Genomic DNA, 26,004 nt, shown 5'->3' with positions numbered 1-26,004 from the left:
CGTCCTTCCGATCACGATGCCGCGATCGCGTCATGCCCGAAACCGCCGGAAGGCGCGCAACGGTTGTTGCTTCGTCGCCAATGCAGATGCGTGACCGGCGACGGGCGTATGGCCACCTGCAATCAGAGTGGATGATCGTTCCCGCGCGGCCCGACCGCCCTGACGAGCTGGCACCTGCGACGCGCTGCTGCAGCCATGCGCAGCGTCACCGCGCGCCGGCCACTCAGGCGCGGTGGTAGGGATGATTGGCCAACATGGCGGCCGCGCGGTACAGCTGCTCGGCCACGATCAGGCGTACCAGCATGTGCGGCAGGGTCAGCGGGCCGATCGACCAGCTTTCGCTGGCGCTTTTCAGCACATCGGCGGCGTGGCCTTCCGGGCCGCCGATGAGCAGTGCCAGGTCGCGCCCCTGGCTGCGCCAATGCTCCATGCGCTGGGCCAGCTGCTCCGAGCTGAGCGGGCGCCCCGGCACGTCCAGCGCCACCACATGCGCGTTCTTCGGCAACGCCGCCAGCACGCGGCGGCCTTCGTCGTCGATGGCACGTTGCCCGTCGCGCCCCTTGCCACGCAGGCCGGGTTCGATCTCGACCAGCTCCAGCGGCATCCAGTGCGAGAGACGTTTCTGATATTCGGCAAACCCCTGCGCCACCCACGACGGGGCGCGTTCGCCAGTGGCGATCAATCGGCATTTCATCGCGACATGATATCCGCGTCACAGCCCGGGCATCGCGCGACGGTTTGTCGCCGGGTGTCATGGTGTGGTTACAGCCGGCAATTAGTGTCGCTCGACCACCCAGCCCGCAGGAGTCGTTCGATGCCGATTTTCGATCCCGCCCGCCGCCAGGTTCTCAAGGGAAGCGCCGCCGTGATGGCCGCCGGTGCCCTTGGCAGCTTGAGTGCCTTGCAATCGCGCCAGGCGCAGGCCGCCAGCGTCCCGTCGGCGCGGCTTGCCCCGGTTCCCAGCCGCTATGGCCCGCTGGCACCGGTAGCCGACCAGAGCACCGGGCTGCCATTGCTGCAGCTGCCGCGCGGTTTCAGCTACCGCTCGTTCGGCTGGAGCGGCGACCGCATGGACGATGGCCAGCCCTGCCCCGACCGTCACGACGGCATGGCCGTGGTCGGCCTGCGCCGGCCCGACTGGCGCCCCGGCAGCGACCCGCTGCGCGGCCTGGAATACGTGTTGATCCGCAATCACGAACGCGGCGCCGGCAGCCCGTTCCGCGCGCCCGCCATGTACGACACCGGTATCGTCAGCGGCACCCAGCAGGCCGGCGGCGGCACCACCACGCTGAGCTACGGCCGGCGCGGCTGGGGCAGCCTGGAACCGAGCCTGGGCGGCACCCTGGTCAACTGCGCCGGCGGCCCGACCCCGTGGGGCACCTGGCTGAGTTGCGAAGAGATCAAGACCAATGCAGTGTCCAGCACCGGCCGCAAGCACGGCTACGTGTTCGAAGTGGACCCGGACAGCCACCGCACCACCGGCCGGCCGCTGGTGGGCCTGGGCCGTTTCAGCCACGAGGCGGTGGCGATCGACCCGCGCACCGGCATCGTCTATCTCACCGAGGACGACCGCAACAAGGCCGGGCTGTACCGCTTCATTCCCAACGACCGCCGTAGGCGTAACGGATCGCTGGAAAACGGTGGCCGCCTGCAGGCCGCACGCGTGCGTGGGCGCCGCAACGCCGATCTGACCGTGGCCAGCATCGGCCAGCAGTTCCAGCTGGAATGGGTGGATATCGAAGAACCGGATCTGGACGGCATCGCCGCGCCGGCAGGCTTTGCCGATATCGGCGCCAACGACACCTTGAGCGGCCCGTTCGCGCAGGCCTGGGCCGATGGCGCGCTGCGCATGAGCCGCGGCGAGGGCATCTGGTACAGCTACGGCAAGCTGTTCATCGTCGACACCAGCACCGGGGTGGATGCGCAGGGGCGGCGCGGCTACGGCAATGGCGCGGTGTGGGTGCTGGACCTGTTCACCCAGCGCCTGAGCGCGCTGTTCGTCAGCGGCAACCAGCTGGCCGCGCACAACCCGGACAACGTCACCGTCAGCGCACGCGGCGGCGTGGTGCTGTGCGAGGACGGCGGCGAAAGCCCGGACGAATACGGCCCCGGCGCACGCCTGCTGGGCCTGACCCGCCAGGGCGAGTCGTTCTACCTGGCAAAGAACAACGTGCAGCTGACCTCGCAGCAGATCGCCGACGCCGGCAAGACCATCGCCGAGGGCGACTACCGCGACACCGAGTTCTGCGGCGCCTGCTGGGACCCGCTGGCGCGCACCCTGTTCGTCAACATCCAGACCCCGGGCATCACCCTGGCGATCACCGGGCCGTGGGAGCGCGGACCGCTGTAAGGCAGTGGCCGCTGTCTGAAGGCCGGGCACCCTTCAGGCAGCGGCCGCCCCGCTGGCGTTCTGCCGGCAACGCTTGCCCACGTCGAGACGCTCAGGCAACGGGCGTCTGCATTCCTGTCACAACGTCGCACACGCCATGGCTTGGTCCAGGCCAGCGGCTACCCACCGCGGGTAGGCCACCTAGCTGCAGCGGCAGTCAGTAGAACCCGACGCTGTCGCGCTGCAGTTTGATCCAGCGCTTGATCGCCTTTGTGTCTTTCAACTCGCGTATCTCGCGCAGCTGCTGCTGCCGGTAGATGACCTCGTTGGCGACCTGACGCTTGAACTTGGTCAACAGTTTGTCCAGCCCCTCGGGCTTGGGTTGCGTCGGCAGATCCAGATCGTAGGCGTAGCAGAAATCCATTGCGTGCTGGGTCAGCTGGTACTTGAGTTCCTTGCACTGGCGGTCAAGCTCGCGGTTGTACTCCTTCAGACGCGTCGGGTTGATCGCGTCCACGCCCTGGGCATCGAGCAGGCCGATCTCCGCCTGCAGTTCGAGCAGGCCAAGCAGGTCGTTGCCCTTGTAAGCGGCATTGAGCCGCTGCATCAGCTCGGTGCGCGTGGCGTGATCGCCCGGGTCACTGGCGCGATCCGGATGCAGATTGCTCGCCAGCTTGCGATACAGCTCGCGCAGCGGCGGCGGCTCGGCCTGGGCCTTGGCCTTGGCGGTTTTTTTCTCTGGGCGACGCCGCCGCTCACCGGCGCCTGGTTGCTTGGCGTGCTCGCCGGCAGCGTCGGCATCAGCCTGCGCCTGGTCCAGGCGCGCATTGATGCGTTCGAAGAGTTCATCAGGCGAATCGACCGAGGCCAGCTCCTCCGGATCCAGTCCATACAGTTGACCGATGACCTGTTTCATCACCGCATCCGATTCATCGAGCTCCTCGTCGAAGCCGACCTCGTTGTGGCGTTCGTAGACGGGCTTGAGCTCGACATGACCGGCCTCGATCAGCGGAGCGGCCAGATCGCAGATCTCATCGGACACGAAGTCCCGATCGATCCTGCTCAGTTTGACCGTGGCATCGATGCGATCGAGCAGATGGATCTGCTCGATCTCCAGCACCCGTTGTTGCTCGAACAGCGGCAGCACTTCGGCTTGATAGCGTGCGCGCCACTGCTCCACCGCCTCGCGCCAGTCATGCAGCTCGGTGCGATGGCGCTGCAGATCACGCAACAGCCGGTCGAAGCGCTTGCGGGCGGGCGACATTTCCCGACCACCGACATCACCGGATTGCCGACTCAGTTGCTGCAATGCCGTGGACGCGGGTGCGTTGGAAGGAGATGCAGCCGTAGTTTTGGGCATGGAGGATCGATGACTTGGTGGATCGCTTACTCGGAATCGGCAGAAGACGCTTCGTCCGGGCGCTGGTCGCCCACTGTCCACAGGCGTTCCAGCGCATAGAACTCGCGCACACGCGGCAGCATCACGTGCAGCACGACATCGCCCAGGTCCACCAGCACCCACTCGGCCTCGCGCTCGCCTTCCACGCCCAGCGGCATCACGTCCAGGCGCTTGGCGAACTTGACCACTTCGTCGGCGATCGACTTGACGTGACGGGTCGAAGTCCCGGACGCGATCACCATGTAATCGCAGACGCTGGACTTGCCGCGCACATCGATCTCGACCACGTCCTTGGCTTTCAGTTCCTCGACGGCGTCGCGCACGGTGGCCAACAGGGCCGGCACGGACGGCGGCGGATTCGGAATGGAGGTCTTGATGACTTGGGCTGGACTGGTCAAAGCGGCAACTCGATGGAATTGGCGCGAATTATAGGCCGGTCCGGGCGAGCGCGTGTTCAGCTAGCCGGGCGGGCACACCCGTAGAGGCCGTGCTGGCCGATAAAACCGGCCACGGCGGCCGGCACCAGCGCCTGCCAATCGGCGCCGCTGGCGATGCGGGCACGCACTGCGCTGGCCGACTCGCCACGCAACGGCTGCCGCAGCCGCCACAGACGGCCGGCCGGTGAAGTGGCCAGTTCGTCCACGCGAGCCGCCCACCTGCCCTGCACCGCCGCTGCCAGTGCCGGGGCGTGGGCCAGATCCAGCGCAGTGCCCGGGCGCGCGGCGATCACGAAATGCGCCAGCCCGAACAGCGCTTCCCATTGATGCCATTGGCTCAACTCGACGAAGGCGTCGGCGCCCAGCAACCAGGCGATCGGCGTTTGCGGGCCGAGCGCTGCGCGCAACTCGCGCAGTGTCTCCACCGTATACGACGGCGCGCCACCGGCGCAGGCGCGCTGCAACTCGCGCTCATCGAGCACCAGGCCGGGCTGGCCGGCCAGCGCCAGTGCCAGCATCTGCGCGCGTTGCACGGCGCTGGCACCGGGTGCGGGGCGATGCGGCGGATCGGCGGCCGGCACCAGGTGCAGGACTGCGTCCAGTTCGTCGCGCGCGGCGCAGGCGATGGCCAGGTGGCCCAGGTGGACCGGGTCGAAGGTGCCTCCGTAGTAAAGATGGAGCTGGGGGAGCCGGGACCGGGGACCGGGGACCGGGGACCCGGGAGAGTGGGATGCGGAATCGGCAGCCGCACGCTGGTCGGGCTGCTGGTGCTGCGCTAGCCCTTGCTCGAATGGGGGCTGGGGACCCGGGACCGGGGACCCGGACGAGCCAGGCGTAACGCCGAAGGCCGCACGCTGATCGCGTTGCGGCTGCTGCGGTTGCTGCTGCGGTTGCTTCTGCCCTTCCCCGGTCCCCGGTCCCCGGTCCCCGGTCCCGGCTCCCCCGGCTCTTCCCGCCCTCACGCCAGCAATCTCACCGCGCGCGCTTCGGCTACCGCGACCAGCAGGCGTTCCAGGCCGACCCAGGCATCGCCGTCGGCACGGCCCTTGGCCATGCGGTCGACCAACCCGGCCTCGGCGACGAAACGCTCCCAGCGGCGTGGTTCGGGGTGGCGCTGCAGCGCGCGCTTGAACGGGGCCTGGCGGGATTCCCAGATGCCCTGCGATTTCATTTCGGCGGCCAGGTTGCCGCCGTTGGCCTGCACCTTGGCCAGCGCGGCGGTGCGCAGCAGCTCCTTGATCAGGATCGGCATCAGCGCAGCCACCGCCTCGCCCTCGGCGCGCAGGCCGGCCAGCATGCGGACCGCTGCGACCGGCTGGCCGGAAAACACGGTCTCGGCCAGCCGGAACACGTCGTAACGCGCCGCGTCGGCCACCAGCGATTCCATCGCGTCCAGATCCAGCGTCTTGCCGTCGGCCAGCAGCGCGAGCTTGTCGATTTCCTGCGCGGCGGCCAGCAGGTTGCCTTCCACCCGTTCGCTCAACCGCTGCACCGCGGCGGCGTCGGCGCGCAGGCCCTGGCTGCGCAGACGGCGTTCGATCCAGTCGGACAGTTCGTGCGGCTTGATCGCCCAGGCCACCGCGATGGTGCCGAGACGGCCCACCGCATCGGCCCACTTGCCCTGGTGCGCCTTGCTCCAATCGTTGGCGGTGATCAGCAGCACCACGTCCGGCGGCGGGTTGGCGCAGAACCGGGTGATGACCTCGGCGCCGTCCTTGCCCGGCTTGCCGCTGGGCAGGCGCACTTCCACCAGCCGGCGCGGGCTGAACAGGCTGGGCGCGTTGAAGCTGGCGTCGAGCTGGTTCCAGTCGAACTCGCGGCCATCGGCATCGAACACCTCGCGCTCGCTGATGCCTTCGGCGCGCGCGCGGGCACGCACGGCGTCGGCCGCTTCGAGCACGCGCAAGGTTTCCGGGCCGGCGATCAGATAGACCGGCTGCAAGGGCTGGTTGGACTGGCCGGCCAGCTGTTCTGGGCGAAGTTCCATGACTACGAATGCGCGTGCAAGTCAAACATTAGCGACAGGACGGCGGCGGTAGCGATCGACATGCCGTCATCGCCATGCGGCAGCTGCCACCCGCGTTCCGCACAGGCCGATTCCGGACACCGGGCGCGGCTGCCCGGCAACTGCGCGGAAGGACTGCCCACCACCGGCTCAATTATTCGACGAAGAGACGGGCGGCAGCGAGGCCGGCACGCTCGACTCGGGCGTGGACGGCTGCGCCGGCGGGGTGGTGGCCGGCGGCAGCGGCGCGGTCGGCGTGCTTTCCAGGCCCTCGCCCCGCTGCACGCGCGCGCGCACCACGCTGTCGATCCGGCGCAGGATCGAGGCGGACATGTCCTTGCGCAGCTCGTCGGCGAGGATCTCGCGCTCGGTCGCGGTACCGGTGGCGTCCACCGGCGGCGACACGTAGTCGCGCGAGAGTTCGATCACCTGCTGCGGCACCAGCACCGAACCGTTGGCGGTGGTAAGGGTGAAGATGGCGGCGTAGCGCAGGCTGTATTCCTGCGCACGGCCCTGGCTGTCGATGGCGATCGGCAGGTCGCCCCAGCGTTCGGACAATACCTGCAACTGCGCAAAGCCGGTCTTGGCATCTTCGTCGGCCACGGTGGCACCGGCGGCCTTGAGACCTCGACGCAGCAGCTTGGCCAGCTCGCTGTACTGCACGGTGGACTGCACCTTCACCGCGGGAGTGTCCGGCGGCAACGCGAGCGAATTGCGCAAATGAAAGCCGCAGGCGGTAAGGCTCGAAACCAGCACGAGGGAGGCGGCGAAGGCAGTAGGAAATCGGATCATGGGCACAGTCTGGAGGAGCGCCCCGGTGGCGGCAACAGGCGGCTAGCCTGACGCAGCCCGCGTGAACGGGGCTTGATAGGGCGCCGCGAAAAAACGCGGTGCCCAGGGATGGCAAACGCGTCGCCACGCGCCCTTGCAATGGATCACCGGGACCATGACGGACACCCGGCGGCGCGTCGCCACGCGCCATGACGGTCGATCGCCAGCAACTGTCGCAGCGATCCGCCCGCGCGTCGCCGCGCCAAGGGGCAATGACGCATCACGCACGCCTGCCTGCAGGTTGCCACGCGCCGGTGTTACCGATGCCGCGGCACCGGCGAGGACGGGCCGACGCGTGGCGCACGCCTGTGCAGTGCGCTACCGGGTGGTAGCCGCACCGACAGGCGCCGGCATCAGCCTGCCACGATATTCACGATCTTGCCCGGCACGATGATGATCTTGCGGATCGTCAGCCCGTCGAGGAATTTCGCCGCATTGGGTTCGGCCTGCGCCAGCGCTTCGACCTGCTCGCGCGCCGCGTCCGCCGCCACCTCGATGGTGCCGCGCAGCTTGCCGTTGATCTGCACCGCCAGGGTCAGCGCGTCGCGCACCAGCGCGCTGGCGTCGGCCTGCGGGAACGGCACGTCTTCCAGCAGCGTCTGCCCGCGGCCCAGCACCTGCCACAGCGCATGGCTGGCATGCGGGGTGATCGGGTTGAGCAGCAGCACCATCGCTTCCAGCGCCTCCTGGCGCACCGCCCTGCCCTGGTCGCTGGCGTCGTCGAACCTGGCCAGCGCGTTGGACAACTCCATCACCGCGGCAATGGCGGTGTTGAAACTGTGGCGGCGGCCATAGTCGTCGCCGACCTTGCCGATGGTTTCGTGGGTCTTGCGGCGCACGGCCTTCTGTTCGGCGCTCAGGCTTGCAGCATCCAGCGCAACAGCAGCGCCCTCGCCCACATGCTTGTGCACCTGCACCCACAGCCGGCGCAGGAAGCGCGTCATGCCGTCCACGCCGGCCTCGTTCCACTCCAGCGATTGCTCGGGCGGTGCGGCGAACATCGAGAACAGCCGCACCGTGTCGGCGCCGTACTTGGCCACCATCGACTGCGGGTCCACGCCGTTGTTCTTGGACTTGGACATCTTCTCGGTGCCGCCGATGTGCACCGGCTCGCCATCGGCGATCAGCACCGCGCCGGTGACGCGGCCGCGCTCGTCGCGCTGGATCTCCACGTCGGCCGGGTTGATCCAGTCCTTGCCGCCGTTGTCGGCGTCGCGATAGAAGGTATCGGCGATGACCATGCCCTGTGTGAGCAGGTTGGTCACCGGCTCGTCGCTGTCCACCAGCCGCGCGTCGCGCATGAGCTTGTGATAGAAGCGGAAGTACATCAGGTGCAGGATGGCGTGCTCGATGCCGCCCACGTACAGGTCGGCCGGCATCCAGTAGTTGGCGCGGCGGTCGACCATGTCGCGTGCGTTCGGGCTGGTGTAGCGCGCCACGTACCAGCTCGATTCCATGAAGGTGTCGAAGGTGTCGGTCTCGCGCTCGGCCGGGCCACCGCAGTCCGGGCAGGTGGTCTGGCGCCAGGTCGGGTCGGTCTTGATCGGCGAACCGGTCCCGGCGAACTCCACGTTCTCCGGCAGCACCACCGGCAGCTGGTCTTCCGGCACCGGTACCGCGCCGCACTTGGCGCAGTAGATCACCGGAATCGGGCAGCCCCAGTAGCGCTGGCGGCTCACGCCCCAGTCGCGCAGGCGGTAATTGACCCGGCGCTGGCCCTGGCCCTTGCGCTCGAAGCGCTCGGCCAGCGCTTCGAAGGCACCGCCGAAATCCAGGCCATCGAACTCGGCCGAATTGATCAGCTCCAGCGCGCGGCTCTTGTCGGTGTACCAGTCGCGCCACTGGCTGGCGTCCCAACTCTGCTCTTCGTCGTTGCGCGGCTCGCGCAGCTTGACCACCTGCACGATCGGCAGGCCGTACTTGTTGGCGAATTCGAAATCGCGCTGGTCGTGGCCGGGTACGGCCATCACTGCGCCGGTGCCGTAGCCCATCAGCACGAAGTTGGCCACCCACACCGGCACCTGCTCGCCGCTGATCGGGTGCACCGCGGTCAGGCCGGTGGCCATGCCGCGTTTTTCCTGGGTTTCCAGCTCGGCTTCGGACACGCCGCCGTGCTTGAGCTCTTCCAGCAGGCGCGCCAGTTCCGGATTGGATTTGGCCGCATGCAGCGCCAGCGGGTGCTCGGCAGCGATCGACACGAAGGTCACGCCCATCAGCGTGTCCGGGCGGGTGGTGAACACACGCAGCGGGTCCAGCGCGGCCCCGTCGGTATCGCGCACGTCGAACTGGATTTCCAGGCCTTCGGAGCGGCCGATCCAGTTGCGCTGCATGGTCTTGACCGACTCCGGCCAGCCGTCCAGCTGGTCCAGGCCGTCCAGCAGTTCCTGCGCGTAATCGGTGATGCGCAGGAACCACTGCGGAATCTCGCGCTTTTCCACCAGCGCGCCGGAGCGCCAGCCGCGGCCGTCGATCACCTGCTCGTTGGCCAGCACGGTCTGGTCGATCGGGTCCCAGTTCACCACCGCGTTGCGGCGGTAGGCCAGGCCCTTGCGCATCAGGCGGGTGAACATGCGCTGCTCGTGGACGTAGTAGTCCGGCGTGCAGGTGGCGAACTCGCGGGACCAGTCGATGGCGTAGCCCAGCGATTTCAGCTGGCCGCGCATGTGGTCGATGTTGGCGTAGGTCCACTTGGCCGGCGCGGTCTTGTTCTTGATCGCGGCGTTTTCGGCCGGCAGGCCGAACGCGTCCCAGCCCATCGGCTGCATCACGTTGTGGCCGGTCATGCGCTTGTAGCGGCTGACCACATCGGAGATGGTGTAGTTGCGCACATGGCCCATGTGCAGCGCACCGGACGGGTACGGCAGCATCGACAGGCAATAGAACTTCGGCTTGTCCGAAGTTTCGTCGACCTGGAAGGCGCGGGTGGCGTCCCAGAACTGCTGGGCGGAGGATTCGACCTGCTGCGGGTCGTAGGCGTTCGGTTCGACGGTGGACATTGGGAGCGGATGCTCGGGCGGTGCAAAGCGGTACAGGGTACCGCAGTGCAGCAGGTGCTCCAAACCGTTACCGCAGCGCGGGCGACTTGGCCGGCCAACCCCACGCCGCCGCCGCCAGCCAGCCGACCCAGGCCAGGAAGGCCAGGCGCTGGGCGATGGCCTGCCGCAGCAGCCCGGGCGGACCGAATGCCAGCACCGCCACCAGCAGGCCGGCGGCCAGGCTGAGCCAGGCCAGGCCACGGGTGCCGGGGGCGTTGAGCAGCGCGGCGGCGATCAGCAGCATGGCCGGCACGAAGGCCACCGCCCACAGCAGCCAGGCGGTGGCATGCGCCTGGCTGGCGCGGCCATCCAGGTCGGTGGGATCCAGCGGCAACATGCCCATGCCGAGGAAGGCCAGGCCAGCCAACACCACCAGCTGTCCGCCCACGCGCTGGCCCCAGCCGGCCCTGGGCGGCATGCGCGCCAACAGGCTGACCCCCGTCACCATGCCCAGCGCGCCGACCAGCACGAAGGCCAGCAAGTTGAAGCCCAGGGCATGCGGCACCCCCGCGGCGCCCAGCAACGCGACCGGGTGGCTGGCCTGCAGATAGCCCGGCAACGTGGCGCCGAAGCCGGCGACCGCCAGCACGAACACGCTCGCCGCGACCAGGCCCAGGTAGCGCTGCGCGCCGTCGGTACTTCCCATTGTGCTGCTCCGCATCGGGGCGCCGTGCGCCACCAGGACGCGGCATTGTCGGGCCGGGCGGACGTGGCGTGAACCCCCTGCCCCGGCCTTGTGTCGGCCGGGTTTGCCACCATTACGGTCCACTGTTGCGTTCTCACTTCCAGGAAACCCATGTCCGACAAACCGCATGTATTCGATGTCACCACCGACACCTTCGAGACCGAGGTCCTGCAGAAATCGTTGACGACACCGGTGCTGGTGGACTTCTGGGCCACCTGGTGCGGGCCATGCAAGACCCTGACGCCGATCCTGGAGAAGCTGGCCGCCGACTACCACGGCGCCTTCGAGCTGGCCAAGGTCGATGTGGACAAGGAGCAGCAGATCGCCGCCGCCTTCCAGATCCGCTCGGTGCCGACGGTATTCCTGGTCAAGGGCGGCGAGCTGGTGGACGGCTTCCCGGGCGCGATGCCCGAGGGCCAGATCCGCGAATTCCTGACCCAGCACGGCGTGCTGCCGGCCGAGCCGCAGGTTGCCGAAGCGCCGCTGCCCGCGGCACCGCTGGACCCGCAGGCGCAGGCCGCCGCGCTGCGCGAGGCGATCGCCGCCGAGCCGGACAAGGACGAACTCAAGCTGGACCTGGCGCTGGCCTTGCTCAAGACCGGCGATACCGCCGAGGCCGAACAGCTGATCGATGCGCTGCCCGCCAATCTGGCCACCGACGACCGCGCGGTGCGTGCCAAGGCCCGGCTGGGCTTCGCCAACGTGCTCAAGGATGCGCCGGACGCGGGCGCACTGCAGGCCAGCGTGGATGCCAACGGCGTCGACCTGCGCGCACGTCACCTGCTGGGCGTGCGCCATCTGCTCGACGGCAACGACGAAGCGGCGCTGGAACAGTTCCTGGAGATGCTGCGCCAGGACCGCAGCTTCGACGACAACCTGCCGCGCCGCAGCCTGATCGACGCGTTCCGCGTGATCGAGGACGAAGACCTGGTAGGCCGCTATCGCCGCAAGATGTCGGCATTGGTGTTCTGACGCCACGGGCACTGCAGCGTGTCGATCGCGGGTCCGGGCACGCGCCACTTCCTGCATGCGTAGGAGCGGCCCCGGCCGCGACGCGACAGGCGCGGTCGTGACGACGCATCCGTGGTAACGCGCTGTCGCTGCCCGGGCCGCTCCTACGCCCCTTGGCGGCGGGCCCACCATACGCATGCGAATGTTATGCTGCGCATCCCGCCCCGCCACGGATTCCGGCCCGCATGCGCGCCCCACTGTTCAAGCTCGGTATCAACCTCTGGCCGCCGTATCTGTTCGCCGGCATCCACGTCACCGTGCTTTCGGCCGACTATCGCTTCGCACGGGTGGAACTGCGGCAGCGGCCCTGGAACCGCAACTACGTCGGCACCCATTTCGGCGGCAGCCTGTTCGCCATGACCGACCCGTTCTGGATGCTGCTGGTGATGCAGAACCTGGGCCGCGACTACTACGTCTGGGACAAGGCCGGCAGCATCGACTTCGTCAAACCCGGCCGCGGCACGGTGAGCGCGGACTTCGTCATCGACGACCGCATGCTGAGCGAGCTGCGCGAGGCCACCGCCGGCGGCGAGAAGCACCTGCGCTGGTTCGAGAACGAGGTGCACAACCGCGATGGCGAAGTCGTGGCACGCGTGCGCAAGCAGCTCTACGTCAAACGCAAGCCGGCGCGCTGACCGATACGGTTGCAGCGCCAGCGTGGCACCGACCCCGACCCCGCCGCAAGCAGGCATGTCTGGACCGGCATCCGCTGTGCGCATGCCGCCGATGGCGCACGCTGCGAAACCGCGCTTTGCGTCCTTGCGCGCATTGGTCAAGAATCGGGCATCTTCCCGACTGGTCGCCTTCATGCCGCTGCGCACCGCTGCTTCCGCCTGTCTGCTCGCCCTGCTCCTGCCCGCCGCCGCCAACGCGGCCTATCGCAGCCCGCAACAGATACTGGACAGTTCGCCGGCCAGCGCATGGCGCGTGCTCGATCCCGAGCGCACCCTGTACCTGGAACTGGACAGCGGGCGGGTGATCATCGAACTGGCGCCGCAGTTCGCACCCCAGCATGTCGCCAATATCCGCACGCTGGCGCATGAGCGCTTCTGGGACGGACTGAGCATCTATCGCTCGCAGGACAATTTCGTGGTGCAGTTCGGCGACCCGGATGGCGAGACGCCGGGCAAGGCCAAATCGCTCGGGTCGGCCAGGACGCATCTGCCGGCCGAGTTCGAACGCGCTTCGCAGGGCCTGGAGTTTCAGCGCCTGCCCGACAGCGATGGCTGGGCACCGCAGGTCGGCTTCGTCGACGGCTTCCCGGTCGGGCGCGACCCCGCCAGCGGCAAGACCTGGCTGGCGCATTGCTACGGCACCCTGGGCGCAGGCCGCAACAACGACGAAGACAGCAGCATCGGCGCCGAACTGTATGTGGTCACCGGGCAATCGCCGCGCCAGTTGGACCGCAACATCACCGTGGTCGGCCGCGTGGTCAAGAGCATGGAGTTGCTGAGCGTGATCCCGCGTGGGCCGGACCCGATGGGCTTCTATGCAGATGCGGCGCAACGCTCACCGATCCGCGCGATCCGCCTGGCCAGCGAGGTGCCGGCACCCGAACGCACGCCGCTGCAGCTGTTGCGCACCGACAGCCCCACCTTCCGCGAGGTGGCCGAGGCGCGCCGCAACCGCAAGGACGATTTCTACAAGCGCCCGGCCGGGCATATCGATCTGTGTAACGTGCCGCTGCCGGTGCGGACGCCGCCTGCTGGGTGAATCGGGATTCGGGAGTCGGGATTGGGGATTCGTGAACGCGGCGGCGCGTGGCTTGGCGCGGTTCAGAGAGGTCGCGAGCCGTCGTCAGGCGGGTATGTACGGTTTGGAGCGGCTAACAGACTACTGCGCGGCCGGTGCTCGGAATTGGCATGTACCACTCGCACACTCCGATTCCTCCGCGACGCCTGCACTCGCCTGATGACTGCTCGCCACGCTTTCGGAGCCGCAGTGGCAATTGGTCCTCTCCCCAGCGGGTACCGAGTGCCGCGCGCGCGGGCCTTGTTCGCTGTTATCAACGGGCGCGCTGGCTGAAGGCGACGCTGCCCAGGATCAGCACTGCGGCGACCAGCATGGTCCAGGTCAGCGGTTCGCCCAGCAGCGACCACGCCAGCAGTGCGCCGAACACCGGCACCAAGTAGGTCACGGTGGATGCACGCGCCGGGCCGATGCGCTGGATCAGCCGGTAGTACATCAGGAATGCCAACCCGGTGCAGACCACGCCCAACGCGGTCGCGCAGGCCCAGGCCACTGCCGGCACCGGCGTGGTCGGCCACTGCCACCAGGCCAACGGTGCCAGCAGCAACGCACTGCAGCCCAGCGTGGAGGCCGCCGATGCCGCCGGTGGCAGGTCGCCCATGTGGCGCTTCACCAGGTTGTAGCCGATGCCGTACAACAGCGAGGCCGTCGCACCGGCCAGTGCGGCCGGGCCCACGCTCAGGCCGGCCGACTTGCCGGTGGCCAGCACCAGCACGCCGATAAAGCCTACCAGCAAGGCCAGCGCGCGGCGCGTGCCGATCTTCTCGCCAAAGAACAGGAACGCGATCAGCGCGGTGAACAACACCGTCATCGCATTGCAGATCGCACCGATGGCGGCGGGCGCGTGCTGCGCGCCCCAGGCGAACAACAGAAACGGCAGTGCAGAGTTCAACACACCGATGGCGGCCAGCATCGGCCACCGATGCAGCGGGAAGCGTTCGCGCGCCAGCCACAGGAACGGCAACAGCACCAGCGCGCCCAGCGCCAGGCGAATTTCCACCAGCACCACCGTGCCGAACCTGGGTGCGGCCACGCGCATGAACAGGAACGAGCACCCCCAGACCACCCCCAGGAACGCCAGCTCCAGCGGAGTGCGCCAGTCACGCGCAGCGACGGCCGGCTGCATCGACGGCTGCGCGCTCATCGCCGCGCCCCGGTGGCATGCCGTGTTCTGCAAAGGCAAAGGACAACATCCGGCAGGTACGCAGGCATGGCACGATCGTCGCGATGGGAGGGTGCAGCATCGGCTGCGGCCGCAGGCGCGACAAGCGCGTAGTATCGCAGTCAGCCACAAATCTGACTCATGTCTGCGATGAATCTGCGCCCCACCCTGTTGCCCGCGTTGGGCGTGTTCGCCGCAGCCGCCCGCCACCAGAATTTCGCGCACGCGGCCGAAGAGCTGCACCTGACCGCCAGCGCGGTCAGCCACCATGTGCGCAAGCTCGAAGCGCTGCTGGGCGTCACCCTGTTCCAGCGGCTGCCGCGCGGGGTCAAGCTCACCGCCGAGGGGCGCCAACTGGCCGATGCCGCCTCCGCCGCACTGGCCGAGATCGCGGCGGTGGCCGGCAACCTGCATCCGCGCGAAGACGCCATTCCGCTACGCGTCACCACGCTGCGCTCGCTGTCGTATTGCTGGTTGCTGCCGCGGTTGCCGCGCTTCTGCCGCGCGCATCCGCATATCCGCCTGGACCTGCAGTCGGACCCGGCGTTCTCCCGTTTCGAAGAAGGCGGCCCCGAGTTGGGCATTCGCTACGGACAGGGCGCCTGGCCGGGCCTGACCTCGCATCACCTGATGGACGACGAGCTGTTTCCGGTGGCATCGCCATCGCTGCCGGAAGTGGCCGCGCTGCGTACCGCCGCGCAGATCGCGCAGTTGCCGCTACTGAGCGACATGTCCCCGCAGGGCTGGCGCGACTGGTTCCGCGCCGCGCAGGTGCGCGGCACCACGCTGCCGCCGATGCACACCTTCAACGACAGCACCGACGCCATGCGTGCCGCCGTCTACGGCCTGGGCGCGGTACTGGCACGCAAGCACATCGCCCAGCCCTATCTGCAGCGCTACGAGCTGGTGCGCCTGCCCGGGCCCACGCTCAAGGCGCGCTATGCCTACTACATCGTGCATCCCAGCCATCGCGAGCCCAGCCCCGCGGCCGCGGTGTTCATCGACTGGCTCAAGCGCGAAGCGCTGGACGAGCGCACGCCGATGCCGGCGCTGCCCGCCGAGCTGGTGACATTGCCGCCGAGCGAAAGCGTGCGGGAACTGCGGGGGCGTCGGAATTCGCGTAAGGCATCGGCAGCGGATTAAAGCAGCACTGAAATCCTGGCGGTGCGTGAAACATCCCGCTGTCCCTTCTCTCCGCGGGACAGTGTCCTGCCTCATGGAGGAGAAGGTGTTCCGAAGGGGCGGATGAGGGTGAGAGCGAAGCCTAGTGGAGTCAGGGTAGGCGTGTGGCCTCGCCCCGTATCCCCCCTGCTCCGCGCCCCGGCCCAGGCTTGCGGCGCGGGCGCTCCAAGGCACGCGCGCCAGTGGCGCGCAAGCTGTGCCCTCTCGCCCCGCAGGGAAAGGCGCTTTCGGGACGTCGGGCAGCAGGCCGAGGAGAAATCGCTTGACAGCCGCACTCATCAAGATCATTAATTAGCTAATTCGTTAATAATCTAAGCACAACCATGTCCGCCGACCGCATCTTCGAAGCCCTCGCCTCGCGCCCGCGCCGGGAAATCCTGGCCTACCTGTCCGCGCAGGAACTGACCGCCGGTCAGATCGGCGAACGTTTTGCGATGAGCGCCCCGGCCATCTCGCGCCACCTGTCGGTGCTGTTGGCGGCCGGCCTGGTCAGCAGCGAGCGGCGCGGGCAGTTCGTGGTGTACCGGCTGACCCCGGACAACATGGTCAATACGCTCAGCGGGTTTGCCTTCGAGGTTTGCCCGGTCGCCGGCCCGCTGCAGCGCGAATCGCGCCGATTGGCCAAGAAATCCAGCTGACGCCCGCCTCCCGCCGCAAGGAGTTGCCATGGACCACCAACGGATTGTTTCCGACCGCAGTTTTCCGCGCGTCGCGCTGCCCTCGTACAGCGGCGGCCGGCCGGTGGAAGTGATGCTGATCGCCCAGCTCGATCCCGGCGCAGGCGACAGCCTGATCGCGCAGACGGTGGAACGGCAGCGGCAGCACCCGGCGCATCACGACGCGCTGGACGAACCCTCCGCGCAGTTGTCGGCACCGGACCTGCGTCATGGCGACCCCACCTCGTTGTTCTCGTTTTCGGTGGGCCCTCAGGGACACCCGTTCCACTGCCACGCCGGCAACCGCGTATTCACCGCCATCACCGGAAGCGGCGGTGCGCAGCTGCGCTTTTCCACCGCCTCGCCGCAGCAGATCCAAGCCGACCCGCATGCGTTCATCCGCGCGCTGCGTCATGTGAACCTGCCCGGCGACAGCCTGTTCACCGTGCGCTTCGGCGGCGGCACCTGGCATCAGTTCGCACCGGCGCAGGGCGATGCCGCGCATTCGGCCTTCTTTGCGTTGTCCTGCCACCCGGACGAAACCGGCGGCGCGCTGAGCGACGCGCAGCAGGCATTGGTCAGCCAGGGCCAGGCCACCATCGCCAGCCTCACCGAACTGCTGCCGGCCTCGGTGACGGCACTGCTGCAGGCTGCGCCGCCTGCTGACAGCGATATTCCCACCGTGTCGCTGTCGCTGCATGTCAGGCCGGAAAGCTGGAAACAACGCGCCTGCAGCCGCGTGCGCCGTTGGAGCGGCCGGCTGCGGCAGGCCTTGCCGCACGCTCCTGGGCCGGGCTTCGTGGCTACCCGTCTGGGCATACCGCCGATCCGTCCGCTGCCAAGCCTGCCTGCCGATGCGTTGCTGCACGGCCAGTTGGGCAGCGCCGTGCATTTCGAAGACAGCCACCAGCTGCAGCTGGACACGCGCCGGTTGCGCAGCGACAGCCTGCAGGGCGTGCTCTGCGATCTGCTGCAGGCGTTCGTGGATCAGCCGCCGAGCGGGGTGAGCGGGTTGATGCGGCTACGCAACCTGATGGTCAAGCCGCTGGGGCTGCGCACCTCGCGCCTGGGCTGCCCGGTGTCGTCCTTGCTCGATCGGTCTGCAACGCAGCTGTTTGCCGGGCGCTTTCCGGTGCTGGCGCAACGCAGCGATGCCGATGGGCAGCAGGTCCAGGTCGTCCTCGGTGCCGACGACAAGCACCTGCGTTTTCGTTCCTCGATCGGGTTGCGTCGCATTGGCGAGCATCGCATCGCACTGACCATGGCCACCCAGGTCAGCTGCCGCAACTGGCTGGGACGCGTGTACATGGCGTCCATCCATCACGTGCATCACCACTACATCGTGCCGAGCATGCTGCGCGCCGCAGCGCAGCGCCTGCTGCATGCAGAACAGGCCGCAAGCGATGCCTGGCTGGCGCATTCGCCGTGAACGGAGACGGCGGCGCCATCACCTCGTTTTGTCCTGGCGCTGCCTAGGCTTGGGGTCCCCAATCCCCAGGACACGTCCATGCCCACTCTTCGCCTGCGTATCACCGGTACCGACGACGACGCGCGCGCCATCGCCAACCTGCTGCAGAGCATCGAAGGCATCGAGCACGTGGAAGAGGTCGACGACCTGATGCCGCACCTGGACGACGACGATTCCAGCTCGGCCGGCCTGTCGGACGACGAAGGTCCGGGCAGCCACGAGTTCGAAGTGGATGCCGGCAACGAAGCCACCGCGCAGAAGGTGCGCGACGCAGTGCAGGAGCTGGCGCTGCAACTGGATGTGTTTGTCGAATACGAGTACGACGAAGGCTGAGCACCGCACGTGGCCATCGCCGCATGCGCGCGTCACCATGCCGCATGCGACGGCGACTTCGACCGCGCTTGCCTCGCGCCGCCTGCAGGTGCAGGCGGCACATTCGCTTGAAACGCCGGGTATCGTCGCAGCGATCCTGCGTGGCCCCGATGCGCAGGCGCCCTCTCGGTGGCGTTGCAGATCGCCTCGCGCGTGTTTACGACATCCTGCGACGCCGTTGACGCCAGCGCCAGGCCTGCAGCGCCAGCCAGCCGGCCACTGCGGCGACCACGCCCACCGGCAGCAGCGCCGCCACCGCGCGAATCACGAACGCCACGCTGGCCGCGAACACCTGGCCGAACTCGGCTGCCGCCTCGGCGATCTCACCCCTGCCCTGTTCGCCCCCGGTACTGCTGAAGTGCAGCGTCAGCAACTGGGTGCGCACGCGACGTTGCTGTTGCGCGGCTTCCTGCTGGGTCTGTTGCGCCTCGGCCTCGATGTCGGCCAGGCGCTTGGACACCGCCAGCAGGTCACCCACCGCCAGATCGCGGCGTTGCTGCAGCTCCAGCAGGCGCGCATGTTCCTTCTGCAACCGCGCCTGCGCCAGGCCGGTATCGGCGATCTGCTCGGCCAGATCCTCGGCGCGCGTGCTGCGCGCGGCCACATCGCCCTGCTGGCCAGCCAGTTGCACCATCGGCTCGACGCCCTCGGGCACCAGCCGCACGCTGACGCTGCCGCCAGGAGTGCGCCCGCCATTCTGTTCCACCGCCAGCAATGCGCAGCTGCCGTATTGCGCGCTCTGGCAGGCGCTACGCACCGCGGCGATGCGCTCGCCGATCTGATCGACAGGCAGTTCGATGCGGACATCGTGTTCGTAGGCCAATGCCGCACCGGATGGAACCGGCGCCGGCGGTGCCGCGGCGTCCCCGTCCGCAGCCATGTCGCCCTGCGGCCGCGCACAGCCCGCCACCATCCACCCGATCAGCAATAGCGCCGCGTAACGCGGCATGCCGGGCCTCACAGGCGCGCTCCATCGACCTTCTGCACGCTCAGCGTGGACAGATCCAGGTCGGGAATGCAGCGCACGTTGACAGCGATATTGGCTTGCCCGGTGTTGGGATTGGCGCCCTCGCTGAACGGCGCAATGCCGCAGTCCATGCAGTAGTGATGGGCGATATGCTGCCGATTGAAGCGGTAGCTGCCCATCTCCTGCGCGGCCGCTTGCAACTGCAGCTGCGAGCGTGTACCAAACCACAGCAGCCCGCCGCGACGGCGGCACAGCGAGCAGTTGCAATCGTAGACTTCGGTGATCGGCGCATCGGTCTCGAGCTCGAACGCGATGCGTCCGCAATGACAGCTGCCGGCGTACTGCATGGTTTCCTCCTTGGAAAACAGTGCGAGTCGGGCGTGACTCATGGACCGTTGCCGATGCGCCTCCGGCCCTGCGTGCGGCCAGCGACAGCGCCGTCCCGGCACCAGCGTGCGGTCGCGCCCGCCTGATCGGGTCGGGGACCGCTCGCTGGCCACTCTAAACCAATGGCGGATGCGAACGGGCGCACAGATGCCTATGCTGGCGGTTTGCTCTCATCCAGGATCCACGATGCGTCAACGCCTGCTTGTCCTTGCCCTGCTTGCCGGCCTCGCTGCCTGCCAGCAGCAGCCCGAATCCCCGCGCGCCGACGCTCCCCCGGCTGCCGGCGCGCAGGATGCGCAGACCCCGGATGCGCGGTTCGCCGCGCTCTCCAAGCGTGCGCTCGACACCTGGATGCAGCTGTCGCCGGTCACGGCCACGCAGACTGGCGACCACCGCTTCGACGCGCAGATCGACGACCTCAGCGACGGCGGCCGCCAGCGCAGCCTGGAAGCCAACAAGACGTTGTTGAACGAACTGGATGCGGTCGATGTCGCCAAGCTGTCGCGCGAGAACCAGGTGGACGCCGCCATCCTGCGCAACCAGCTGCAATCGGAGATCTGGAACACCGAGGTGCTGCAGAGCTGGGCCTGGGACCCGCAGGTCTATAACAGCCTGGCCGGCAGCGCCCTGTATGGCCTGATGGCGCGCGAATTCGCACCGCTGCCAGAGCGCCTGAGCGCGGCCACGCAGCGCATGGAAAAGATTCCCAGCATCTTCGCGCAGGCGCGTGCCAACCTGGACCCGGCACGCGTGCCGAAGATCCATGCAGAGACGGTGGCCAAACAGAACAAGGGCATCCTCAGCATCGTCGACACCTTCATCGCGCCCAACATCAGCCAGCTGGGCCCGATCGAAGCGGCGCGCGCGCAAGCGGCCATCGACAACCTGAAGAAGGCAGTCGCCGAGCAGCAGACCTGGCTGGACACCGTGCTGGTGCCCAACGCCAAGGGCGATTTCCGTGTCGGCGCGGAAAAGTACGACCAGAAGCTGAAATTCGCCCTGCTGTCGTCGCTGTCGCGTGCCGACATCAAGCAGCGTGCCGAGTCCGAACTCAAGCGCGTGCGGGGCCAGATGTATGGCATTGCGCGCAGCGTGCTCAAGGACAAGCCCGGCGCTCCCAAGCTGCCCGAAACGCCGACTGACGTGCAGCAGCAGGCCGCGATCGAGGCCGCGCTGGAACTGGCCTATGCCGACAAGCCCGCGCGCGACAAGGTGGTGGACCAGGCCAAGGCGGCGCTGGCGCAGTCCACCGAATTCGTGCGCCAGAAGGATTTGATGACGCTGCCCGATTCGCCGGTGGACATCATCCTGATGCCGGAATTCCAGCGTGGCGTGGCGGTGGCCTATTGCGATTCGCCCGGCCCGCTCGACAAGAACCTGAAGACCTTCTACGCGGTGTCGCCGATTCCCGACGACTGGAACGACAAGCAGGTCGACTCGTTCCTGCGCGAATACAACACCCGCATGATCCACCTGCTGAGCATCCACGAAGGCACGCCGGGCCATTACCTGGAGGGCTGGCATTCGGCCAAGTTCCCATCCACGCTGCGCGCGGTGCTGCGCTCGGGCATGTTCGCCGAGGGCTGGGCGGTGTACACCGAACGCATGATGCAGGAACAGGGCTATCTGGATAACGACCCGCTGTTCCACCTGGTGCAGTTGAAGTTCTACCTGCGCACCATCGCCAATGCCATCCTCGACCAGGGCGTGCATGTGGACGGCTGGGATCGCGACAAGGCGATGCACCTGATGACCCACGACACCTTCCAGCAGGAAAGCGAGGCGGCTGGCAAATGGGTGCGCGCGCAGCTGTCGTCGGCGCAGCTGCCGACCTACTTCGTCGGCGTGCAGGAGCATCTGGATACGCGCAAGGCGGTGCAGGAGAAGCTGAGCGACAAGTTCAACCTCAAGGAATATCACGACAAGATGCTGTCTTATGGTGCGCCGCCGGTGCGCTTTGCGCGCGAACTGATGCTGGATCAGCCGATCGAGTGATGAATCGTTCTTCCTTCTCCCGCACGCGGGAGAAGGTGCCCCGCAGGGGCGGATGAGGGTACGGACGAAGCCTCGTGTGGCACAACTGGCGAGTGGCTTCGCCCCGTACCCTCACCCCAACCCCTCTCCCGCAGGAGAGAGGCTTGCCGCTGCAGGCGAACGAAGGACTGCAGTTCTTCCTTCTCCCGCACGCGGGAGAAGGTGCCCCACAGGGGCGGATGAGGGTACGGACGAAGCCTCGTGTGGCACAACTGGCGAGTGGCTTCGCCCCGTACCCTCACCCCACCCCCTCTCCCGCAGGAGAGGGGCTTGCCGCTGCAGGCAAACGAAGGACTCCAGTTCTTCCTTCTCCCGCACGCGGGAGAAGGTGCCCCGCAGGGGCGGATGAGGGGCGCCTCGCGAAGTCGTCACTGCCTGCGAGGTCCAACGCGTCGCCACGCGCCTTCAGAAATGACACACCAAGTGGCTTCGCCCGTACCCTCACCCCAACCCCTCTCCCGTCGGGAGAGGGGCTTGCCGCCGCAGTTGCTAACGTCCTTCTGACGAGTTGCGAATCTGCGCTCGCCAGTCACGCGGCTCTCGCACACAGCGTCCCGTCACGCATCCGCGGCAACGAATCCACCGGTCTGCCGCGCCCACAGGCGTGCATACAGCCCGCCCTGCGCGATCAGCTCCGCATGCGTGCCGGTCTCGACGATGCGTCCGGCGTCCATCACCACCAGCCGGTCCATGCGTGCGATGGTCGAGAGCCGGTGCGCGATCGCAATCACCGTCTTGTCGCCCATTAGTGCGTCCAGGCTGTCCTGGATCGCCGCTTCCACTTCCGAATCCAGCGCCGAGGTCGCCTCGTCCAGGATCAGGATCGGTGCGTCCTTGAGCAGCACGCGGGCGATGGCGATGCGTTGGCGTTGCCCGCCGGACAGCTTGACCCCGCGCTCACCTACGTGCGCATCGAAGCCGCGCCGCCCCTCGCCGTCCACCAGCGTCTCGATGAAGCCTTCCGCGCGCGCCTTGCGCACCGCATCCAGGATCTGCGCGTCGCTGGCCTGCGGCCGGCCGTACAGCAGGTTGTCGCGGATCGACCGATGCAGCAGCGAGGTGTCCTGCGTCACCAGTCCGATCTGCCCGCGCAAGCTCTCTTGCGTGACCTGCGCGATGTCCTGCCCGTCGATCAGGATGCGTCCCTGTTCCAGGTCGTATAGCCGCAGCAGCACGTTGACCAGGGTGGACTTGCCGGAGCCGGAGGGCCCTACCAGGCCGATCTTCTCGCCTGCGCGCACCTGCAGGTCCAACCCGGCGATCACCCCGCCGCGCTTGCCGTAATGGAAATGGATCTGCTCGAACCTTACCTGCCCCTGCGTCACGCGCAGCGGCACCGCATCGGACGCGTCCTGCACCTGCACCGGCTGGGAGATGGTCTGCATGCCGTCCTGCACGCTGCCGATATCTTCGAAGATGCCGTTGACCGTCCACATGATCCAGCCGGACATGTTGTGGATGCGGATCACCAGGCCGGTGGCCAGGGTGATCGCGCCCACGCTGATCTGGCCACGGCTCCACAGCCACAACGCCAATGCGCAGGTACCCACGATCAGGAAGCCGTTGGCCATGGCGATGGCGGTGTCCATCGCGGTAGTCACCCGCGTCTGCCGGCGGTGCTTGACCGCCAGCTCGTCGATGGCATCGCGTACGTAGGCTTCTTCGCGGCCGGCGTGGGCGAACAGCTTGAGCGTGGAGATATTGGTGTAGCCATCGACGATGCGCCCGGTCGCCTTGGAGCGCGCGTCCGACGCCACCCAGGCGCGCGCCTTCATGCGCGGCACGAAGAACGCCATCAACGCGACATACACCACCAGCCAGATCAGCAGTGGCGCCATCAACCACGGGTCGGCCTGGGCGAACAGCCACAACGCGCTGCCGGTATAGACCACGATGTACCAGAGCGCATCGACCATCTGCACCGCCGACTCGCGCAACGAGGTGCCGGTCTGCATCACCCGGTTGGCGATGCGGCCGGCAAAATCGTTGTTGAAGAAACCCAGGCTCTGCCGCACCACGTAGTTGTGCATCAGCCAGCGCGAGCGGTTGCTCAGGCCGGGCACGATGGCCTGGTTGACCAGCAGGTTGTGCAGCCCGGTGAACAGCGGCCGCGCCACCAGCGTGATTGCAGCCATCCAGAGCAATTCGCCGGCATGCCGGCGGAAGAAGTCCGCTCCCGGTCGCTCCGCCAGCATGTCGACGATGCGCCCGAGGAAGTCGAACATCGCCACTTCCACCAGCGCCAGCAACAGCCCGGCGATCAGCGTGGCCAGCAGGATCGGCCATAGCGGCCGCAGGTAATGCAGATAGAACCGCCACACATTGCGTGGCGGCATCTCCCGCTCGATGGGCGGAAAGATGTCGATCAGGGATTCGAACCAGCGGAACATTGCACGTACTTCGCTACTACCGGGCCGTCAGGCTAGCCGATCGGGCGTCACGCCGCAGTGCCCGGGGTGATGTCCTGCCGACTGGATGGCGTGGTGCCAGGTCACCGTGTTGCAATCCCGGACGCCGCCTGAGCAGGCTGAGCCGGTGGACCGACACCCACGGCTCCATCCCTTCGCAGCAAGATCATTCGCGCGCGCGCGCGATCGATCGACCTCGGTCGCATCGAGTGCGCTGCATCCAGGCACCCTGCCAGTTCCTGTGACAAGTGGTCGATGGCTCGCATCGGCGATGATCTGCAGCACAGCCTGGTAATCGATCGCCGCCTGCACCACTCGATGCGTGGTGGACAGGCGCAGCACGCTGCCCATCTGCGCGAGCTGCAGCCGATGGATCGGCATCGGTGCCTGCCCAAGGTTGCGCGCGGGCGTGTTCTGCAGCCCGTCGGGGCGACTCGATTGCGGAGGGTCCGCACACGTCTGGCGTGTGCGGTCGGGCGGCAGGATCGGACTCAACGTCCCTGCAGACTCGGCACCGCATCGCTCACGTGGGCATGCCGGCGCATGATCCAGTTGAACAAGGGCGTTGCCATCAGGGTGGACAGGATCGCCATCAGCACCAGCACCGAGAACAGGCCTTGCTCGATCACCCCGGCCTGCAGGCCGATGTTGATGATGATCAGCTCCATCAACCCGCGCGCGTTCATCAGCGACCCGATCGCCATCGCGTCGCGGTTGTTCTCGCCGGTGGCACGCGCCGCGGCCCAGCAGGCCACGCCCTTGCCCACGAACGAGGCAAGCAGGATCGCAACACCGGCCAGCATGATCTGCGGCTGTAGCAGCACGCTGAGCTGGGTCTTCAGGCCCGAATAGGTGAAGAACAACGGCAGCAGCAACACCACCACGAACGGCTGCATCATCTCGCGCAGCTTCTCGGTCAGCGCGCCCTTGGGCAGGCAGACGCCGAGCAGGAAGCCACCGAACACTGCATGGATGCCGATCGCATCCATCGCCCAGGCGCTGACGCAGAACAGCATCAGGATCACCGCCAGCACGCCGTTGCCCAGCGGCTGGCCCGGCACTACGTGGTCGGCCAGCCGGCTCAGCAGATGCCGGCCGACGAAGATCATGAACACCGCGTACGCCACGCCGCCGCCGATGGCCAGGTACGCGCTCCCCCAGCTGCCGCCGAAGCTGGCCAGCACCACGGCCAGGATGCACCAGGCTGCCGCGTCGTCGAACGCACCGGCGGTCAACGCCAGCGTGCCCAGCGGGCTATTGGTCAGACCGCGTTCGTGGATGATGCGCGCCAGCATGGGAAATGCCGTGATCGCAATGGCCGCGCCCAGGAACAGCGACGCCTCCATCAGCTTGGCCTTGTCGGAGAACAGGCCTTCCACGGTGAGCAGCCACGGACACAGCGCAAAGGCCAGCGCGAACGGCACCGCGATGCCGGCCAGCGACACGCTCATCGCGCTGCGGTAGCGCGCGCGGAAGTGATCGCCACGGAAATCGGTGCCGACCAGGAACATGTACAGGCCTACGCCGAATTGCGCGAACACGTACAGCACGTCCATGGTCTGCTTGGGAAACAGCGCCGCCTGCGTCGCAGGCGCCATCAGGCCGAACAACGAAGGCCCCAGCATCACGCCGGCGATCATCTCGCCGACCACCTGCGGCTGTCCCAGCCGCTTGGCCAGCATGCCCACCAACCGACAGACGAGCAGGATCACTGCGGCCTGCAGAAAAAAATACACCGACATCTGCGGAGTGGTCATGCGTCGGGCGACGTCCCTGAGAAGTGCGCGGATCATAGCGAGCCTAGCCAGTGGACGGTAGCCCGACGGGGGACGCGGCGTGTGTGCGCAGGTTGCACGCGCCCTGCCGGATGCGGACGCTCGCCGTCCC

General features: G+C 67.7%; 23 protein-coding genes and 1 other RNA gene. 10 read left to right on the top strand and 14 right to left on the bottom strand.

Going from position 1 to position 26,004, the window contains the following annotated elements; genetic code table 11:
* Nucleotides 1–223 precede the first annotated feature (223 nt).
* Complete coding sequence (gene rlmH / locus XcodCFBP4690_RS06370) at nt 224–694, bottom strand: 23S rRNA (pseudouridine(1915)-N(3))-methyltransferase RlmH (protein WP_104540152.1); 471 nt, start codon at nt 692–694, stop codon at nt 224–226.
* 120 nt (nt 695–814) lie between these two features.
* Between rlmH and XcodCFBP4690_RS06365 the strand changes: the two genes are divergently transcribed.
* Nucleotides 815–2,350: an alkaline phosphatase PhoX gene (locus tag XcodCFBP4690_RS06365; RefSeq protein WP_104540151.1), complete on the top strand. Its 1,536-nt coding sequence runs from the start codon at nt 815–817 to the stop codon at nt 2,348–2,350.
* A 196-nt stretch (nt 2,351–2,546) separates the two neighbouring features.
* Here XcodCFBP4690_RS06365 and XcodCFBP4690_RS06360 read toward each other — a convergent pair whose 3' ends face one another.
* From XcodCFBP4690_RS06360 to XcodCFBP4690_RS06330, 7 genes are all read right to left on the bottom strand, one after another.
* Entirely contained in the window at nt 2,547–3,593 is a 1,047-nt protein-coding gene (locus tag XcodCFBP4690_RS06360; RefSeq protein WP_244183578.1) for a J domain-containing protein, read from the bottom strand.
* Between the two features lie 122 nt (nt 3,594–3,715).
* The gene (rsfS, locus tag XcodCFBP4690_RS06355; protein WP_104540149.1) at nt 3,716–4,126 is read right to left on the bottom strand and encodes a ribosome silencing factor; all 411 of its coding nucleotides are present in this window, start codon (nt 4,124–4,126) and stop codon (nt 3,716–3,718) included.
* Nucleotides 4,127–4,182: 56 nt separating this feature from the next.
* On the bottom strand, nt 4,183–5,127 hold the full coding sequence (gene nadD / locus XcodCFBP4690_RS06350) for a nicotinate-nucleotide adenylyltransferase (protein ID WP_104540148.1): 945 nt from the start codon (nt 5,125–5,127) through the stop codon (nt 4,183–4,185).
* Nucleotides 5,124–6,152: a DNA polymerase III subunit delta gene (gene holA, locus XcodCFBP4690_RS06345; protein WP_104540147.1), complete on the bottom strand. Its 1,029-nt coding sequence runs from the start codon at nt 6,150–6,152 to the stop codon at nt 5,124–5,126. Before holA ends, nadD begins: the two co-directional genes overlap by 4 nt.
* Nucleotides 6,153–6,320: 168 nt before the next feature.
* Nucleotides 6,321–6,962 (bottom strand): LPS-assembly lipoprotein LptE, encoded by a 642-nt coding sequence (locus tag XcodCFBP4690_RS06340; protein WP_104540146.1) that lies wholly within the window; start codon nt 6,960–6,962, stop codon nt 6,321–6,323.
* 392 nt (nt 6,963–7,354) lie between these two features.
* The gene (gene leuS, locus XcodCFBP4690_RS06335; RefSeq protein WP_104540215.1) at nt 7,355–9,997 is read right to left on the bottom strand and encodes a leucine--tRNA ligase; all 2,643 of its coding nucleotides are present in this window, start codon (nt 9,995–9,997) and stop codon (nt 7,355–7,357) included.
* A gap of 67 nt (nt 9,998–10,064) precedes the next feature.
* Nucleotides 10,065–10,682 carry a DUF998 domain-containing protein gene (locus XcodCFBP4690_RS06330; protein WP_104540145.1) on the bottom strand — a complete coding sequence of 206 codons (618 nt, stop codon included), beginning with the start codon at nt 10,680–10,682 and terminating at the stop codon, nt 10,065–10,067.
* Nucleotides 10,683–10,832: 150 nt separating this feature from the next.
* Between XcodCFBP4690_RS06330 and trxA the strand changes: the two genes are divergently transcribed.
* The 4 genes from trxA (at nt 10,833) to XcodCFBP4690_RS06310 (ending at nt 13,670) form a co-directional block, all read left to right on the top strand.
* Nucleotides 10,833–11,693: a thioredoxin gene (gene trxA, locus XcodCFBP4690_RS06325; RefSeq protein ID WP_104540144.1), complete on the top strand. Its 861-nt coding sequence runs from the start codon at nt 10,833–10,835 to the stop codon at nt 11,691–11,693.
* A gap of 224 nt (nt 11,694–11,917) precedes the next feature.
* On the top strand, nt 11,918–12,367 hold the full coding sequence (locus XcodCFBP4690_RS06320) for a DUF4442 domain-containing protein (RefSeq protein WP_104540143.1): 450 nt from the start codon (nt 11,918–11,920) through the stop codon (nt 12,365–12,367).
* 172 nt (nt 12,368–12,539) lie between these two features.
* Nucleotides 12,540–13,445, top strand: coding sequence for a peptidylprolyl isomerase (locus tag XcodCFBP4690_RS06315; protein ID WP_104540214.1), 906 nt, complete (start codon nt 12,540–12,542; stop codon nt 13,443–13,445).
* Nucleotides 13,446–13,594: 149 nt separating this feature from the next.
* A non-coding RNA gene (locus XcodCFBP4690_RS06310) (sX9 sRNA) lies at nt 13,595–13,670 on the top strand.
* Between the two features lie 67 nt (nt 13,671–13,737).
* Here XcodCFBP4690_RS06310 and XcodCFBP4690_RS06305 read toward each other — a convergent pair.
* A complete protein-coding gene (locus XcodCFBP4690_RS06305; protein WP_104540142.1) occupies nt 13,738–14,625 on the bottom strand; it encodes a DMT family transporter in 888 nt (295 codons plus the stop codon).
* 168 nt (nt 14,626–14,793) lie between these two features.
* Between XcodCFBP4690_RS06305 and XcodCFBP4690_RS06300 the strand changes: the two genes are divergently transcribed.
* The 4 genes from XcodCFBP4690_RS06300 (at nt 14,794) to XcodCFBP4690_RS06285 (ending at nt 18,282) form a co-directional block, all read left to right on the top strand.
* Nucleotides 14,794–15,786 (top strand): LysR substrate-binding domain-containing protein, encoded by a 993-nt coding sequence (locus XcodCFBP4690_RS06300; RefSeq protein ID WP_104540141.1) that lies wholly within the window; start codon nt 14,794–14,796, stop codon nt 15,784–15,786.
* A gap of 362 nt (nt 15,787–16,148) precedes the next feature.
* Complete coding sequence (locus XcodCFBP4690_RS06295) at nt 16,149–16,463, top strand: metalloregulator ArsR/SmtB family transcription factor (RefSeq protein ID WP_104540140.1); 315 nt, start codon at nt 16,149–16,151, stop codon at nt 16,461–16,463.
* Nucleotides 16,464–16,575: 112 nt separating this feature from the next.
* Nucleotides 16,576–17,910: a DUF2867 domain-containing protein gene (locus tag XcodCFBP4690_RS06290; RefSeq protein ID WP_104540213.1), complete on the top strand. Its 1,335-nt coding sequence runs from the start codon at nt 16,576–16,578 to the stop codon at nt 17,908–17,910.
* A gap of 78 nt (nt 17,911–17,988) precedes the next feature.
* A complete protein-coding gene (locus XcodCFBP4690_RS06285) occupies nt 17,989–18,282 on the top strand; it encodes a hypothetical protein (RefSeq protein WP_029220654.1) in 294 nt (97 codons plus the stop codon).
* Between the two features lie 196 nt (nt 18,283–18,478).
* Here the strand turns inward: XcodCFBP4690_RS06285 and XcodCFBP4690_RS06280 are convergent, their stop codons facing one another.
* Both XcodCFBP4690_RS06280 and XcodCFBP4690_RS06275 read right to left on the bottom strand, forming a co-directional pair.
* The gene (locus tag XcodCFBP4690_RS06280; protein ID WP_104540139.1) at nt 18,479–19,270 is read right to left on the bottom strand and encodes a DUF4349 domain-containing protein; all 792 of its coding nucleotides are present in this window, start codon (nt 19,268–19,270) and stop codon (nt 18,479–18,481) included.
* A gap of 8 nt (nt 19,271–19,278) precedes the next feature.
* Entirely contained in the window at nt 19,279–19,635 is a 357-nt protein-coding gene (locus tag XcodCFBP4690_RS06275) for a GFA family protein (protein ID WP_104540212.1), read from the bottom strand.
* A 226-nt stretch (nt 19,636–19,861) separates the two neighbouring features.
* On the opposite strand from XcodCFBP4690_RS06275, the gene XcodCFBP4690_RS06270 reads away from it, so the two are divergent.
* Entirely contained in the window at nt 19,862–21,670 is a 1,809-nt protein-coding gene (locus XcodCFBP4690_RS06270) for a DUF885 domain-containing protein (RefSeq protein ID WP_104540138.1), read from the top strand.
* A gap of 596 nt (nt 21,671–22,266) precedes the next feature.
* Here the strand turns inward: XcodCFBP4690_RS06270 and XcodCFBP4690_RS06265 are convergent.
* From XcodCFBP4690_RS06265 to XcodCFBP4690_RS06260, 3 genes are read right to left on the bottom strand one after another with little or no spacing between them, the layout of a single operon-like run.
* Nucleotides 22,267–24,099, bottom strand: coding sequence for an ABC transporter ATP-binding protein (locus XcodCFBP4690_RS06265; protein WP_104540137.1), 1,833 nt, complete (start codon nt 24,097–24,099; stop codon nt 22,267–22,269).
* Nucleotides 24,100–24,126: 27 nt separating this feature from the next.
* Nucleotides 24,127–24,612, bottom strand: a complete 486-nt coding sequence (locus XcodCFBP4690_RS22370) for a hypothetical protein (protein ID WP_146091851.1) — start codon at nt 24,610–24,612, stop codon at nt 24,127–24,129.
* Entirely contained in the window at nt 24,609–25,874 is a 1,266-nt protein-coding gene (locus XcodCFBP4690_RS06260; protein ID WP_104540136.1) for a cation:proton antiporter, read from the bottom strand. Before XcodCFBP4690_RS06260 ends, XcodCFBP4690_RS22370 begins: the two co-directional genes overlap by 4 nt.
* Between the last annotated feature and the right edge of the window lie 130 nt (nt 25,875–26,004).

It is taken from the genome of Xanthomonas codiaei (assembly GCF_002939785.1).
Lineage (GTDB): Bacteria > Pseudomonadota > Gammaproteobacteria > Xanthomonadales > Xanthomonadaceae > Xanthomonas > Xanthomonas codiaei.
This window is presented reverse-complemented; position numbering and strand designations above follow the sequence as displayed.

What these genes read in the sequence shown, in the direction of transcription:
- XcodCFBP4690_RS06280 (WP_104540139.1), bottom strand. Translation starts at nt 19,270, where the DNA reads ATGCCGCGTTACGCGGCGCTATTGCTGATCGGGTGGATGGTGGCGGGC.
- XcodCFBP4690_RS06265 (WP_104540137.1), bottom strand. Translation starts at nt 24,099, where the DNA reads ATGTTCCGCTGGTTCGAATCCCTGATCGACATCTTTCCGCCCATCGAG.
- rlmH (WP_104540152.1), bottom strand. Translation starts at nt 694, where the DNA reads ATGAAATGCCGATTGATCGCCACTGGCGAACGCGCCCCGTCGTGGGTG.
- XcodCFBP4690_RS06285 (WP_029220654.1), top strand. Translation starts at nt 17,989, where the DNA reads ATGCCCACTCTTCGCCTGCGTATCACCGGTACCGACGACGACGCGCGC.
- XcodCFBP4690_RS06315 (WP_104540214.1), top strand. Translation starts at nt 12,540, where the DNA reads ATGCCGCTGCGCACCGCTGCTTCCGCCTGTCTGCTCGCCCTGCTCCTG.
- XcodCFBP4690_RS06320 (WP_104540143.1), top strand. Translation starts at nt 11,918, where the DNA reads ATGCGCGCCCCACTGTTCAAGCTCGGTATCAACCTCTGGCCGCCGTAT.
- XcodCFBP4690_RS06290 (WP_104540213.1), top strand. Translation starts at nt 16,576, where the DNA reads ATGCTGATCGCCCAGCTCGATCCCGGCGCAGGCGACAGCCTGATCGCG.
- holA (WP_104540147.1), bottom strand. Translation starts at nt 6,152, where the DNA reads ATGGAACTTCGCCCAGAACAGCTGGCCGGCCAGTCCAACCAGCCCTTG.
- trxA (WP_104540144.1), top strand. Translation starts at nt 10,833, where the DNA reads ATGTCCGACAAACCGCATGTATTCGATGTCACCACCGACACCTTCGAG.
- XcodCFBP4690_RS06260 (WP_104540136.1), bottom strand. Translation starts at nt 25,874, where the DNA reads ATGACCACTCCGCAGATGTCGGTGTATTTTTTTCTGCAGGCCGCAGTG.
- leuS (WP_104540215.1), bottom strand. Translation starts at nt 9,997, where the DNA reads ATGTCCACCGTCGAACCGAACGCCTACGACCCGCAGCAGGTCGAATCC.
- XcodCFBP4690_RS06330 (WP_104540145.1), bottom strand. Translation starts at nt 10,682, where the DNA reads ATGGGAAGTACCGACGGCGCGCAGCGCTACCTGGGCCTGGTCGCGGCG.
- XcodCFBP4690_RS06305 (WP_104540142.1), bottom strand. Translation starts at nt 14,625, where the DNA reads ATGAGCGCGCAGCCGTCGATGCAGCCGGCCGTCGCTGCGCGTGACTGG.
- XcodCFBP4690_RS06340 (WP_104540146.1), bottom strand. Translation starts at nt 6,962, where the DNA reads ATGATCCGATTTCCTACTGCCTTCGCCGCCTCCCTCGTGCTGGTTTCG.
- XcodCFBP4690_RS06270 (WP_104540138.1), top strand. Translation starts at nt 19,862, where the DNA reads ATGCGTCAACGCCTGCTTGTCCTTGCCCTGCTTGCCGGCCTCGCTGCC.
- XcodCFBP4690_RS06295 (WP_104540140.1), top strand. Translation starts at nt 16,149, where the DNA reads ATGTCCGCCGACCGCATCTTCGAAGCCCTCGCCTCGCGCCCGCGCCGG.
- XcodCFBP4690_RS06275 (WP_104540212.1), bottom strand. Translation starts at nt 19,635, where the DNA reads ATGCAGTACGCCGGCAGCTGTCATTGCGGACGCATCGCGTTCGAGCTC.
- XcodCFBP4690_RS06360 (WP_244183578.1), bottom strand. Translation starts at nt 3,593, where the DNA reads ATGTCGCCCGCCCGCAAGCGCTTCGACCGGCTGTTGCGTGATCTGCAG.
- XcodCFBP4690_RS06365 (WP_104540151.1), top strand. Translation starts at nt 815, where the DNA reads ATGCCGATTTTCGATCCCGCCCGCCGCCAGGTTCTCAAGGGAAGCGCC.
- XcodCFBP4690_RS06300 (WP_104540141.1), top strand. Translation starts at nt 14,794, where the DNA reads ATGAATCTGCGCCCCACCCTGTTGCCCGCGTTGGGCGTGTTCGCCGCA.